Origin of the sequence: Pelagibacterium sp., from assembly GCF_035555455.1 — a bacterium.
GTDB lineage: Bacteria > Pseudomonadota > Alphaproteobacteria > Rhizobiales > Devosiaceae > Pelagibacterium.
In genome coordinates, this window is sequence record NZ_DATMGM010000052.1 from 1 (window position 1) to 13,108 (window position 13,108).

General features: G+C 62.9%; 11 protein-coding genes. 9 read left to right on the forward strand and 2 right to left on the reverse strand.

Features of this window, described 5'->3' with window-relative positions:
* The 4 genes from VNS12_RS10120 to ftsA form a co-directional block, all read left to right on the forward strand.
* Positions 1–695, forward strand: a 695-nt coding sequence (locus tag VNS12_RS10120) for a glutamate ligase domain-containing protein (protein WP_325487712.1), incomplete at its 5' end; no start/stop codon positions are given.
* A gap of 82 nt (positions 696–777) precedes the next feature.
* Positions 778–1,698: a D-alanine--D-alanine ligase gene (locus tag VNS12_RS10125; RefSeq protein WP_325487713.1), complete on the forward strand. Its 921-nt coding sequence runs from the start codon at positions 778–780 to the stop codon at positions 1,696–1,698.
* A complete protein-coding gene (locus VNS12_RS10130) occupies positions 1,695–2,645 on the forward strand; it encodes a cell division protein FtsQ/DivIB (protein ID WP_325487714.1) in 951 nt (316 codons plus the stop codon). Before VNS12_RS10125 ends, VNS12_RS10130 begins: the two co-directional genes overlap by 4 nt.
* Positions 2,645–3,961, forward strand: coding sequence for a cell division protein FtsA (gene ftsA / locus VNS12_RS10135; RefSeq protein ID WP_325487715.1), 1,317 nt, complete (start codon positions 2,645–2,647; stop codon positions 3,959–3,961). Before VNS12_RS10130 ends, ftsA begins: the two co-directional genes overlap by 1 nt.
* A 13-nt stretch (positions 3,962–3,974) precedes the next feature.
* Here ftsA and VNS12_RS10140 read toward each other — a convergent pair whose 3' ends face one another.
* A complete protein-coding gene (locus VNS12_RS10140) occupies positions 3,975–4,451 on the reverse strand; it encodes a VOC family protein (protein ID WP_325487716.1) in 477 nt (158 codons plus the stop codon).
* A gap of 246 nt (positions 4,452–4,697) precedes the next feature.
* On the opposite strand from VNS12_RS10140, the gene ftsZ reads away from it, so the two are divergent.
* The 5 genes from ftsZ (at position 4,698) to ligA (ending at position 12,481) form a co-directional block, all read left to right on the forward strand.
* Positions 4,698–6,377, forward strand: a complete 1,680-nt coding sequence (ftsZ, locus tag VNS12_RS10145) for a cell division protein FtsZ (protein ID WP_325487717.1) — start codon at positions 4,698–4,700, stop codon at positions 6,375–6,377.
* Positions 6,378–6,486: 109 nt separating this feature from the next.
* The gene (lpxC, locus tag VNS12_RS10150; protein WP_325487718.1) at positions 6,487–7,443 is read left to right on the forward strand and encodes a UDP-3-O-acyl-N-acetylglucosamine deacetylase; all 957 of its coding nucleotides are present in this window, start codon (positions 6,487–6,489) and stop codon (positions 7,441–7,443) included.
* A gap of 105 nt (positions 7,444–7,548) precedes the next feature.
* Positions 7,549–8,379 (forward strand): outer membrane protein assembly factor BamD, encoded by an 831-nt coding sequence (locus VNS12_RS10155; protein WP_325487719.1) that lies wholly within the window; start codon positions 7,549–7,551, stop codon positions 8,377–8,379.
* A 267-nt stretch (positions 8,380–8,646) separates the two neighbouring features.
* Entirely contained in the window at positions 8,647–10,320 is a 1,674-nt protein-coding gene (recN, locus tag VNS12_RS10160; protein ID WP_325487720.1) for a DNA repair protein RecN, read from the forward strand.
* A 16-nt stretch (positions 10,321–10,336) separates the two neighbouring features.
* Positions 10,337–12,481, forward strand: a complete 2,145-nt coding sequence (gene ligA, locus VNS12_RS10165) for an NAD-dependent DNA ligase LigA (RefSeq protein WP_325487721.1) — start codon at positions 10,337–10,339, stop codon at positions 12,479–12,481.
* A gap of 124 nt (positions 12,482–12,605) precedes the next feature.
* Here ligA and VNS12_RS10170 read toward each other — a convergent pair.
* Positions 12,606–13,108 (reverse strand): M24 family metallopeptidase C-terminal domain-containing protein (locus VNS12_RS10170; protein ID WP_325487722.1); only part of this gene is annotated, 503 nt, incomplete at its 5' end.

Consider the following 13,108-nt stretch of genomic DNA (forward strand, 5'->3'; position numbering starts at 1 on the left):
ATGTACGGCTGGTCGATGTCAGCAACGACAATGGGACGAGCCGGTTTTCGGTGGTCGTGCGTAACCGGGCAACCGGAAGCGAGCGGATGATTGCCGATCTGGAACTGCCGATGCCGGGGCTGCACAACGCGCTCAATGCGACGGCGGCGATTGCCGTAGCCGAGCAACTAAAAATGAGCGATGAGCAGATCCGGGCGGGCCTGAAAGGGTTTGGCGGGGTCAGCCGGCGGTTTACGCGTACCGGGCGGGTCGAGGGGATCACTGTGATCGACGATTACGGCCATCATCCGGTGGAGATCGCTTCGGCCCTGCATGCGGCGCGGCAATCGGCCAAGCGCGATGTGATTGCCGTGGTACAGCCGCATCGCTATTCGCGCTTGCACGATTTGTTCGACGATTTCGCCTCGTGCTTCAACGAGGCCGATACGGTGCTGGTCACTCCGGTCTATGCGGCGGGTGAAGCGCCCATCGACGGGGTCAGCCATACGGAGCTGGTGGATCGGATCAGGGCGCTGGGGCACCGGGATGCGCGGGCGATCGCCGGGCCGGACGGGCTGGCGCAACTGATCGCGGACCGGGCGGAAGATGGCGACTATGTGGTGTTTCTCGGGGCGGGCAATATCACGCTATGGGCAGGGGCACTGCCGGGTGAACTGGAGGCCGAACTGGCCGGACGCAAGCGGGCCAGCGCCTGACTGTTCCCGCCATTTGCGGGAAACAGCAGGGTGAGCCACAGGCCGGAATACCGGCAAATAGAGTAACAGGGCAGGCAGAGTAATGGCCACACATGTAGCGGTGCTCAAGGGCGGATGGTCGAACGAGCGCGAGGTTTCTCTCAATTCGGGTGCCCAATGCGCCGAGGCGCTGCGGAACGCGGGATACCGGGTCACCGAGATCGATGTGGGCCGGGACATCGCCCGGGTGCTGGCAGAGGTGAAGCCGGACGTCGCCTTCAACGCGCTGCATGGGCGGTTCGGGGAGGACGGGCTGATCCAGGGGCTGCTGGAAATCCAAGGCATCCCTTACACTCATTCGGGCGTGTTGGCCTCGGCGCTGGCCATGGACAAGCATCAGGCCAAGGTGATGTTCAAGGCGGCGGGCGTGCCGGTGACCGATCACGTGATCGCCTCGCGTGACGAGATTGCGCGCAGCCACGTGATGGCTCCGCCCTATGTGGTGAAACCGTATAATGACGGGTCGAGCGTCAACGTGTTCATCGTCAAGGACGGCCAAGAGCATCCGCCGCAGGAAATCCTGCGAAGCGACTGGCAGGGCGACGAGGACCTGATGGTCGAGCGCTTCATACCGGGGCGCGAACTGACCTGCGCGGTGATGGGCGGGGTTGCGCTTGGGGTGATCGAAATCGACACCGATCTCGCCTTCTATAATTACGAGGCGAAATATGAGACCGGTGGATCGCGGCATGTGCTGCCCGCGCCGGTTTCACCAAAAATTTACGAAAAAGTTCAAAAAATGTCGCTCAAGGCGCATGCCGCATTGGGTTGTCGCGGGGTGACACGCTCGGACTTCCGGTACGACCCGCGCGGCGGCGATGATGGCGAACTGGTGTGCCTGGAAATCAATACCCAGCCGGGGATGACCAAGACCTCGCTGGTGCCTGAACTGGCAGCCCATGCCGGGCATAGTTTCGAACAACTGGTGAGCTGGATCGTGGAGGATGCGAGTTGCAACAGGTGAGGCGCAAAGACTCGTTCGACGTCGCGCCTGTCGCCAGCGTTCTCGCGCCGCCCGCGCCCCGCATTCAGCGTCCCGCGCTGCGCGTGGTGTCGGACCTGTCACCGGCGAATCGTGCGGTCGTGCCCAGCAAGCGGGCGCGGCTGGTGCCGGTTCGCAGGCGCGGCGGTACGCTGGTCACGCTCGGCAACTGGTGGGTGCTGCACAGAAAGTTCGCGCTGCGCATGATCGCGCTGGCGGTTCTGGTGATGCTGGCGGGTGGCGCCTATGTGATGCGTGACGACCTCGCCGATGGTGGGGGCATTGTCGCCAGCCTCGTGACCGGGCAGATCGCTGACGCCGGATTTGGCATCGAAAAGATCGAGATTTCCGGACTGGCGCTGACGCGCGAAGCGGATGTGGCGCGGGCGTTGGGAATTGCGGAGGGGGAAACGAGCCTCGGATTCGATATCGCCGAAGCGCGGTTGCGGATCGAGGAAATCCCGTCGGTTGCCTCGGCGACGATCCGCAAGGTCTATCCGGACTCGTTGCTGGTGACGATCAGCGAGAAGCAGCCGGTCGCCCGGTGGCGGGTCGATGGGGCGACAATGCTGATCGATGCCTCGGGATCGCCGATCGCCCCAGCGCGCAGTGAGAATGCTGACCTGCCCTTGGTCATCGGGGAGGGCGCTGGCGACAATGCCATGGCGATGATTAATCTCATCAACCGCTATCCCGATCTGACCTTCGATCTGGCGGCGCTCAACCGCGTGGCCGACCGGCGCTGGGACCTGATTTTCTATTCAGGCCTGCGGGTGCAATTGCCGGAGACGGGGGTGGTGGATGCGTTGAGCCGGCTCAATAGCTATCAGCTCGACCACCAGGTGCTGCAACGTGATCTCGACCTGATCGACATGCGGGTCGCGCAATATGTGGCCGTGCGGCCAACTGTGCGGGAAGAAGAACGCTAATGATGACCTCTGCGATGACAGCGCGGTTAAAGCCGGTGCAGCTGGGACGCTCCTCGCTGGTGACAGTGCTCGATATCGGCTCGACCAAGATCTGCTGCATCATTGCCCGGCTGGTGCCGCGTGCCGAAGGCCGGGCGCTGCGTGGGCGTACCCACGTCGCGGAAATCATCGGCTTTGGTTATGGGCCTTCGGCGGGGGTCAAAAGCGGAATCGTTACCGATCTCGACAAGGCCGAACAGGCCATTCGCTCGGTCGTTGGCATGGCGGAGCGGGCGGCGGGAATCACCGTGCAGTCGGTGGTGGTCAATGTGACGGCGGGACGGCTGGGCTCGGAAACCTTTTCGGCCTCGGTGTCGCTCGACGGGCATGAGGTGGAGCCGGCCGACATTTCGCGGGTGCTGATTGCCGTCAACGAGCGCAGCGTGCGCGAAGAGCGCTCGATCATTCACGCGCTGCCCATCGGCTATGCGCTGGACGGACAGAAAGGCGTGAAAGACCCGCGCGGTATGGTCGGCGAAACGCTGGGCGTGGACGTTGCGGTAATTTCGGCGGAAACGCTGGCGATGCGCAATATCGAACTGGCGCTCAACAAGTGTCACCTCGAAGTCGAAGCGCTGATGGCGACACCCTATGCCAGCGGGCTGGCGACGCTGGTTGATGATGAGGCCGATCTGGGCGTTGCCTGCATCGATATGGGCGGAGCGACGACAACGGTTTCGGTGTTCAGCGAGGGGCATCTGGTCTATGCTGACGCACTGGCCATCGGCGGGCACCATATCACGCTCGACATTGCGCGGCAGCTCTCGGTGAGCGTGGCCGATGCCGAGCGGATGAAAACCCTCTACGGCTCGTGCCTTTCGGGGCAGACCGACGAAACCGATGTGATCACGGTGATGCCGATCGGGGCCAATTCCCACGAATCCCCCAATTCGATCTCACGCGAAATGCTGACGCAGGTGATCCGGCCACGCGTGGAGGAAATCCTCAATGCGATTCGCGACCGGATGCAGGCCACGGGAATGATGGACGTTTCCGGAAGACGGTTCGTTCTGACCGGAGGGGGGTCGGAGTTGACGGGACTGCCCGAACTGGCGCGGCGGATGCTGGCGCGCAATGTGAGGAACGGGCGACCGCTGGGCGTTTCGGGGCTGCCCGATCGCGCCAAGGGCCCGGCCTTTGCGACGGTGGCGGGGATGCTGGTCTATCCGCAGGTGTGCGGTGCGGAATATGTGCTGCCGCGCCCGAACCGCAAGCTGACCGGCTCGGACGGCTATCTGGCACGGGTCGGAAGCTGGCTGAAATCCGGGTTCGTTTGATCAGCCCAATTTATTAATCGCCGCGATAGGCCTTTTCCAGATCGGTGACGATCAGCTTTTTCATCTTCAGCATCGCCTGGGTAGCGCGTTGGGCGCCGGCGGGGTCGGTGCCGGTGACGGTATCGTAGAGCGCTTTGGGGACGATCTGCCAGGAGAGGCCGAAGCGATCGCGGACCCAGCCGCATTGACTTTCGGCGCCGCCATCGGCGGTCAGCTTGTCCCAGTAGTAATCGACTTCCGACTGATCCTTGCAATCGATGACGAACGAGACCGCTTCGCTGAAGGTGAAGGCGGGGCCGCCATTGATGGCGGTGAACCTCTGGCCCAGCAACTCGAAGTCGCCGGTCATTACAGTGCCGGGTTCGCCCATGCCGCCCTCGGTATAGCGCGTGGTGCCCAAGAGCTTGGTTTGGGGGAAGATGGAGGCGTAATACTCCATCGCTTCTTCGAGATTGTTATTGAACCAGAGGCAGGGGGTGATCGTGCTCATGTGCCATTGTCCATGCTTGGGCCGGGTGAGGGGGCGGCCGGACAAGCGGGCCTTGCCCGGTCATCGCGCAGTGTGACGCAGACGCGTGGCGAAAAGCAGGCGGCAAATCATGCTTAACACATGGTGACTTTGTGGCTGTCAAGTCTCGCAATCTGCAGAAGGGTTAACGAAATAGACGGCTTTGTTAGGGTACGGTTAACGAATTGAGCGCTACATCTTGGTCACACAGCCACCACGGGGCCAGAGATGACAATAAATTTACAGATTCCGGGAATCCAGGAACTCAAGCCGCGAATCACCGTCTTTGGCGTCGGTGGAGCGGGCGGAAACGCAGTTAACAACATGATCAACTCGGGCCTTGAAGGGGTCGAGTTCGTCGTAGCCAATACGGACGCCCAGGCGCTGGCGCTCAGCCGCGCGCAGCGGGTGATCCAGCTCGGCGTCGGTGTTACCGAAGGTCTGGGTGCGGGGTCGCATCCGGAAGTGGGACGCGCCGCAGCCGAAGAAAGCTTCGACGAGATCAACGATCACCTCTCGGGATCGCACATGGTGTTCATCACCGGCGGAATGGGCGGTGGCACCGGTACGGGCGCGGCTCCGGTCGTGGCCCGCGCAGCGCGCGAGCAGGGAATCCTGACGGTCGGCGTCGTTACCAAGCCTTTCCAGTTTGAAGGCAATCGGCGCATGAAGCTGGCCGATGAGGGTATCGACGAGTTGCATCGTCACGTCGATACGCTGATCGTTATTCCCAACCAGAACCTGTTCCGGGTCGCCAACGAAAAGACCACCTTTGCCGATGCGTTCGCGATGGCGGATGAGGTGCTGTATTCGGGCGTGGCCTGCGTGACCGACCTGATGGTCAAGGAAGGGCTCATCAACCTCGACTTCGCCGACGTGCGCGCTGTGATGCGCGGCATGGGCAAGGCAATGATGGGGACCGGCGAGGCCGAGGGCGAAGAGCGTGCGCGCCACGCCGCGGAAGCCGCCATCGCCAACCCGCTGCTCGACGATGTTTCGATGCAGGGTGCGCGCGGCCTGCTGATCTCGATCACCGGCGGCAAGGATATGACGCTTTACGAGGTGGACGAGGCGGCATCGCGCATTCGCGAGGAAGTCGACTCCGACGCCAACATCATCCTGGGCGCAACCTTCGACGACAGTTTGCAGGGCAAGGTCCGCGTGTCGGTGGTCGCCACTGGCACTGATGCGATGATGGTGCAGGCGCTCGATCCGGTTAAGCCGAGCACGACGCGCCAGCCGTTGCAGGCTCGCCGCCCGGGCGATGCCCCGGCACCTGCCGCCAAGGCAGAGCCGGTTGAAGCACCGGCTCCGGTCGCTGCCCAGATGGATGACGACCAGTTCGAAGCTGCTGTCGCGCAGGCGATCCGCAATGGCAATGCTGCGACAGAAGCTGCCGCCGCGACCTATGCCAGCGACGAGACTGATGGCGTGACCATCGAACCCTATGTTCCGGCTGCTGCGGTGCGCCAGTCGGTCGAGGAAAACCAGCGTGCGCCGGAAACGGCAATGCCGAAGCCCTATGTGCCTTCGGGAGCCGAACGCCCGCAGCTTCAGCGCCGCATTCCGCGCGCCGAGGACCTGCCGCCGGTGGCGCGGGCCCAGCTTGAGCCGCAGCGCACGGACGAGCCGCGCAATGCCCGTGCCCTGTTCCGCAGGCTGGCGTCCAATGTGGGTCTGAATCTGGGCGCGGAGCCCGAGCCGCAGGCCGACGACCGTGTGCAGCCGCAGTTCGACGATGCGGCCGCCCGCAGCGCAATCGAGGCCGCCAGCCCGCGCGCCGCAGCCCCCCGGCCACAGGCCGAAGGCGCCGCCGGACACTTCGACCAGCACGGTCGGGCCGCGCCGGCACGGGCCCCGCAAAAGGAGCAGCTGGAAATTCCAGCATTCCTCAAGCGCCACGGTTGATATAAATTTACAAATTACGATCTAAATCGGCCTGACACGGCTTTCGTGTCAGGCCGATTTTCGTTAGTAAGGCGGGGAGCCGCCATAGATACATGGGCCCGGAGTACCAATGAAGAACAATATCGTGCGGCAAAGCACACTGGCACGGCCTGTGGAATTCGCGGGAATAGGCGTCCACAACGGCAAGCCGTCCCGTCTGACCATCAACCCGGCCCCCGCCGACACAGGGTATATGCTGCGGCGTCTTTTCGAAGACGGAACGCTCTCGGAAAGCGTGCGCATCGATCACTCGCGGGTGAGCCGGACGGCGCTGTGCACCGTGATCGACCTTGGGCAATCAATCAGTGTGGCGACCGTCGAGCACGTGCTGGCGGCGCTGAACGGGCTGGGCGTCGACAATGCCGAAATCGTGGTGGCAGGGGACGAATGCCCCATTCTCGACGGCAGCGCAGAGCCCTTTGTCGAGGGGGTGCTCGACGCCGGGCTTTCCATGCAGCCTCATCGCAAGAAATTCATCCGCATCCTGCGCTCGGTGACGGTGCGCGACAATGATGCGTTCGCCATGCTGGAGCCCTATAACGGGCGGGCCTTCGATGTAGAGATCGATTTCGATTCCCGGGTGATCGGGCGTCAGCGGATGATCTTTGACTGGTCGCCGCGCCGGTTCTCCATCGATGTGGCACCGGCCCGCACATTCGGGTTTGTCGCCCAGGCCAAAGTGTTGCGCCAGGCGGGCTATGCGCTCGGCTCCAGCCTTGAAAACTCCATTGCCATCGAAGCGGATAAAATCGCCAATCCAGACGGGCTGCGCTTCGAGGACGAATTCGTCCGTCACAAGCTGCTCGACGCGGTGGGCGATCTGGCGCTGGCCGGGCTGCCGATCTATGGGCGGTTCCGCTCCTACAAGGGCGGGCATGCGCTCAATGCGCTGGTGCTCAAGTCGCTTTTTGCCAGCGAACTCAATTTCGAAATCGTGGAAGCAGACGCGTTGCCGCTCGAAATGGAGGCGCTTGGCGACCTGCCGGATCGGCTCACGGTCGAGCCCTACTTGCGTTCCATTGGGTGAATGAGCGATAACCGCCGTCACAGTTTTGAACATATTGCCCGCTAGCGGGTTGGGCCAGAGCGCAATGGGCACGGATCTGCCCCGGCGATGAGGACGGAGTTTTTCGTGAAGACCATAGCCAGACCAACCAAGATGCCAGCGGTTCTGCGGGTGGCGGCGTCTGTCGCGATTGTCGGAGTGATTGCGGCCTGTTCGCCGATGGGGCTGTTTACCCGCACCGATGACAAGCCGCTGGTGCCCGCTGAGCAGCTTTATGCTAGCGCCGTCACCAATATGGACAATAATCGCTACAACGCAGCGATCGAGGACCTTGAGACGCTGGAGCGGCAGAACCCGTTCTCGGATATGAACGAGCGCGCCAAGGTGATGCTGACTTACGCCAATTTCCGTTCGGGCAAGTTCCCGCAGGCGGTGATGGCGGCGGACCGGTTCCTAGCACTCTATCCGCGCTCTTCGGAAGCCCCGTATGTGCTGTTCCTCAAGGGCAGTGCGTATTATCAGCAGATCACCGATATCACGCGCGATCAGGAGCTGGCGCAGGACGCCATCGAGACGTTCACGCAGCTTCAGTCGGCGTATCCCAATTCGCGCTATGCTGACGAATCGCGGCAGATGCTGCTGGTCGCCCGCGATCAGGTGGCCGGCAAGGAAATGAGCGTTGGCCGCTACTATCTGGGCAATGGCCGCTATACCGCCGCGATCAACCGCTTCCGGGTGGTGGTCGAGGAACACCAGACGTCAACCCATGTGGAAGAAGCGCTATACCGCCTTGGCGAAGCCTATCTTACGCTCGGCCTTGTGGGGGAAGCGCAGACGGCGGTGGCCGTGCTGGGCACCAACTATCCCAATTCCGACTGGTATCAGCGCGGGTTCGCCCTGCTGCAAAAGCAGGGGCTGTCACCGCAGATGATGACCGGAAACTGGATGTCGCGGTAAGATTTGTACCTGTGGACAATTCAATGCCCCGGCCATGGCGCCGGGGCATTTTCATATCGGCTTGTCGAACAGCGTTTGTTCCTGTATTGTTCACATCGGCTGCGAAGCGGGGATATGGCAGACGACAAGGGAAAGATCGCCGTATTGCGCGCCGAAAAGCAATCGAATCTGTGAATCGCGGCTGAGGATGCGATCGGGCATTTGCAGGCAGGTTCGCGGTGGGGATACATACGGGCAGTGCGCCAATTTGAGGGAGCCGCCGAAGCGATGCTGAACACGCTGTCGGTCCGCAATATCGTCCTGATCGATCAACTCGACCTTGCCTTCGAGGCGGGGCTGACCGTTCTGACCGGGGAAACCGGGGCAGGAAAGTCGATCCTGCTCGACGCCCTGACCCTGGCTTTGGGCGGGCGTGGCGATGCGGCGCTGGTGCGCAAGGGCGCCGAGACGGGGCAGGTGGTTGCGGTTTTGGCGCTGCCCGAAACCCATCCGGCGCGGGTGCTGCTGCGCGACAACGAAATCGCTGACGATGCCGAGATCATCCTGCGCCGGGTGCAGTATGCCGATGGGCGGACGCGGGCTTTCGTCAACGATCAGCCGGTTTCTGCGGGCCTGTTGAAGGCTGTGGGGATGCTGCTGGTGGAAATCCATGGCCAGCATGACGACCGGGCGCTGGTCGACGCCGCAACCCATAGGGTGCTGCTCGACAGTTTCGGCGGATATGACGCCGAACTGGCGGCGGTCGCCGAGGCGCATGGAGCGCTGGCGGCGGCGCGCAAGGCGGTGGATGTGCAGCGCGCGCGTGTCGAAAAGGCGGCGCTGGAGGAAGAATACGCCCGCCATGTGGTGGAGGAACTTTCAGCTCTGAAGCCGGAAGAGGGGGAGGAAGCGGGTCTTTCCGAGCGGCGGCAATGGCTGATGGGGCTGGAAAAGGCGGCGGGGGAAGTCAGCGATGCGGACGAAATCCTCAACGGCACCAATGCGCCGGGGCCGACGCTGGCCATGTTGCTGCGGCGGCTGACGCGCAAATCGGACGCCGAGGCCGAGTTGTTTGCGCCGATGGCGGAAGCGGTGGATCAGGCGCTGGTGGCATTGGATGCGGCGAGCGAGGCGCTGGAAGCGGTCCGCCGCGAAATGGCGTTCGATCCGCGCGAGCTGGAGCAGACCGAGGAGCGGTTGTTTGCCCTGCGGGCCGCAGCGCGCAAGCATCAGGTGGAGTGTGATGGCCTGCCTGCGATCCTGGCGCAATATGCCGCCGAGATCGAGGCTCTGGAGACCGGTTCGGAAACGCTGACAGAGCTTGAAGCAGCGCTGAATGAAGCGGACGCCGCTTATCGCAAGGCTGCGCAAGTGCTCAGCGCCGCGCGGGGCAAGGCAGCGGTGGCGCTGAACGCGGCGGTTGGCGCGGAATTGCCGGACCTCAAGCTGGGGTCGGCGCGTTTCATTGTCGATCAGCAGATCGATCCCGAGCGGGTTTCGGCGCATGGCTATGACCAGATCGCCTTCCACGTGCAGACCAATCCGGGCACGTCGCCCGGGCCGATGATGAAGGTGGCGTCGGGCGGTGAATTGAGCCGGTTTCTGCTGGCGCTCAAGGTGGTGCTGGCCGACAAGGGATCGGTGCCGGTGCTGGTTTTCGACGAAATCGACACTGGCGTGGGGGGCGCTGTGGCCGATGCCATCGGCAAGCGCTTGCGCCGTCTGTCCCAATCGGTACAGGTGCTGACGGTGACTCACGCGCCGCAGGTGGCGGCGCGGGCCGCGACCCATCTGCTGATCGAAAAGCAGGCGATCGAGGAGGGGGCGTTCGTGCGCACCCATGTCCGTCCGCTCGATATCGAGACGCGCAACGAAGAAGTGGCGCGCATGCTGGCCGGGGCAACCATCACCGAGGAAGCCCGTGCAGCAGCCAAGCGGCTGATGGACGAAGTTGGCGTTTGAGTTTGAGGATAAATCGATGAGTGTTGATGGACCTGTTTCCCTTCTGTCGTCCGAGGAGGGGCGGGTGGAACTCGACAGGTTGCATGCGCTGATCGAACGGGCAGACCGGGCCTATTTCCAGGAGGATGCGCCTGAAATCTCGGACGCCGAGTATGATGCCGCCAAGCGCCGATATGTCGAGATCGAAAGCCGGTTTCCGCAGTTGCGGCGGCCCGATTCGCTTTCGGAGCGGGTGGGGGCGGCCCCGGCGGAAGGCTTTGCAAAGGTGCGCCATGCGGTGCCGATGCTCAGTCTTGGCAATGCGTTCGACGATGAGGATGTCGCCGATTTCGTCGCGCGGGCGCACAAGTTTTTCGAGCGCGACAAGGGTATCGAACTGGTGTTTACCGCCGAACCCAAGATCGATGGGCTGTCGGCGTCGCTGCGTTACGAGCACGGAGTGTTCGTGCGCGGGGCGACGCGCGGGGACGGGACCGTTGGCGAAGACATCACCGAAAACCTGCGGACCATCGATCAGGTGCCCAAGAAACTGGACGGCGAGGGGTGGCCCGATGTGCTGGAGGTGCGTGGCGAAGTTTATATGACGCATGCGGATTTTGCGGCGCTCAAGGCACGGTCTGTGGAAGAGGGCGGGCAGGATTACGTCAATCCGCGCAACACGGCAGCGGGATCCTTGCGCCAGAAGGACCCGACGGTGACGGCCCGGCGGAACCTGAAATTCTTCGCCTATGGCTGGGGAGAAGCCAGTGCGCCGTTTGCGGCAACGCAATATGAGGCGGTGGAAAGGCTGGGGGAATGGGGGTTTTCGACCAATCCGCTGATGATCCGCACGGCCAAGGTCGAAGATTTGCTTGAGCAGTATCGGGCGATCGAAGCGCAGCGGGCCACGCTTGGCTACGATATCGACGGGGTGGTCTATAAGCTTGACCGGCTGGATTTGCAGCAGCGCTGGGGCTTTGTCGCGCGCGCGCCGCGCTGGGCCATTGCACACAAATTTCCCGCCGAACAGGCAACGACCCTTCTCAACGCTATCGATATTCAGGTGGGACGAACGGGTACGCTGACGCCGGTGGCGCGGTTGCAGCCGGTGACGGTGGGTGGCGTGGTGGTCGAGAACGCGACGCTGCATAATGAGGATTATATTGCCGGACGTGACGGCAACGGGGCTCCGATCCGTGACGGCTATGACATTCGCGTCGGTGATACGGTGATTGTGCAACGGGCCGGGGACGTAATCCCGCAGATTGTCGCAATCGTGCCGGAGAAGCGGCCTGCGGACTCTCAACCCTATGTTTTTCCTCACGTTTGCCCGATCTGCGGCTCGCCGGCTGTACGCGAGACCAATCCGAAAACCGGGCGCATGGATGCGCGGCGGCGCTGCACGGGGGAGTTGATCTGCCCGGCGCAGGCGGTGGAAAATTTGCGGCATTTTGTGTCGCGCAACGCCATGGATATCGACGGGCTGGGCGAAAAGCAGATCAGCGCCTTTTTCGCCAATGGCAGCATCGCCCACCCGGCCGACATCTTCACGCTGGCCCAGCGGGACGCGAAAAGCCTTAAGAAACTCAAGGATCAGGAGGGGTGGGGCGAGACTTCGGCCAGAAAGCTGTTCGCGGCCATCGATGCACGGCGCGCGCCGGAACTCGACCGCTTTATCTTTGCGCTGGGCATTCGGCATGTAGGGGAAACTACGGCGGCGCTGTTCGCCAAAAGTTTCGGCACGTTCGGTGCGTTCCGCGATGCGGCATGGAAGGCGGCGCTGGGCGACGAGGAAGCGCATGCGGCGCTGATCGGGATTGATGGGATCGGAGAAACCGTAGTTCAGTCGGTGTGTGCGTTTTTTGCCAATGAGCGCAATGAATTGGCCATAGATGCGCTGCTGGCCGAAGTGCAGCCGCGCGAATATGTGGTGACGATTGCGGCGGGAAGCGCGGTGGCGGGGAAAACGGTGGTGTTTACCGGCAGCCTCGAACGCATGTCCCGTGCTGAGGCCAAAGCCATGGCAGAGCGCCACGGCGCCAAGGTTTCAGGCTCGGTATCGGCCAAAACTGACCTGGTAGTGGCGGGGCCGGGGGCCGGCAGCAAGCTCAAACAGGCGGAAACGCTCGGTGTGGAGGTGATCTCCGAGGACGAGTGGTTCGAGAGGGTGGGGCAGGGATAACGCACGAAGGCATTTTTGATCTATTGAATCAGATCAGGGGGGTAAGCCCTTGTTTCCTCGTGCTTTGCTATCGTCTGGCTGGGCGGGAGATGGACGCTCTCCCGCCGAGATTATGGCGCTGGCCTTATAGCGGCGCTGTGGCCTGATCGAGCCAGGCGCGGGTCTCGGATGCAAGATGCGGGCCGATCTCCCGGGCGACGCGGGCGTGGTAGGCGTTGAGCCAGTCCCGCTCGGCGGGGTCGAGCAGGTCGAGTGCAATCAGCCGCCGGTCGATGGGGGCGAGGGTGAGGGTTTCGAAATCGAGATAGCCGGGGGCGATCTCGCTGTCCTGCACGACGATCAGGTTTTCGATGCGAATGCCGTAGGCGCCTTCGAGATAGAACCCCGGCTCGTTGGAAAGGATCATGCCCGGCACGAAGGGTACGGTGTAGCGCGGGGCGATGCCTGCGGGGCCTTCATGGACGGAGAGGAACGCGCCGACGCCGTGGCCGGTGCCATGATTATAGGTGAGGCCAACCTGCCAGAGAAACTGGCGGGCGAGGATATCGATCTGCGCTCCGGTGGTGCCTTTTGGAAAGCGGGCCCGGGAAATGGCAATCATGCCCTTGAGAACGCGGGTGAAATGAT

Excerpts from the sequence above, each read along its gene's own strand:
- lpxC (WP_325487718.1), top strand. The coding sequence starts at position 6,487 with ATGAAGAACAATATCGTGCGGCAAAGCACACTGGCACGGCCTGTGGAA.
- recN (WP_325487720.1), top strand. The coding sequence starts at position 8,647 with ATGCTGAACACGCTGTCGGTCCGCAATATCGTCCTGATCGATCAACTC.
- VNS12_RS10125 (WP_325487713.1), top strand. The coding sequence starts at position 778 with ATGGCCACACATGTAGCGGTGCTCAAGGGCGGATGGTCGAACGAGCGC.
- VNS12_RS10140 (WP_325487716.1), bottom strand. The coding sequence starts at position 4,451 with ATGAGCACGATCACCCCCTGCCTCTGGTTCAATAACAATCTCGAAGAA.
- ftsZ (WP_325487717.1), top strand. The coding sequence starts at position 4,698 with ATGACAATAAATTTACAGATTCCGGGAATCCAGGAACTCAAGCCGCGA.
- ftsA (WP_325487715.1), top strand. The coding sequence starts at position 2,645 with ATGATGACCTCTGCGATGACAGCGCGGTTAAAGCCGGTGCAGCTGGGA.
- ligA (WP_325487721.1), top strand. The coding sequence starts at position 10,337 with ATGAGTGTTGATGGACCTGTTTCCCTTCTGTCGTCCGAGGAGGGGCGG.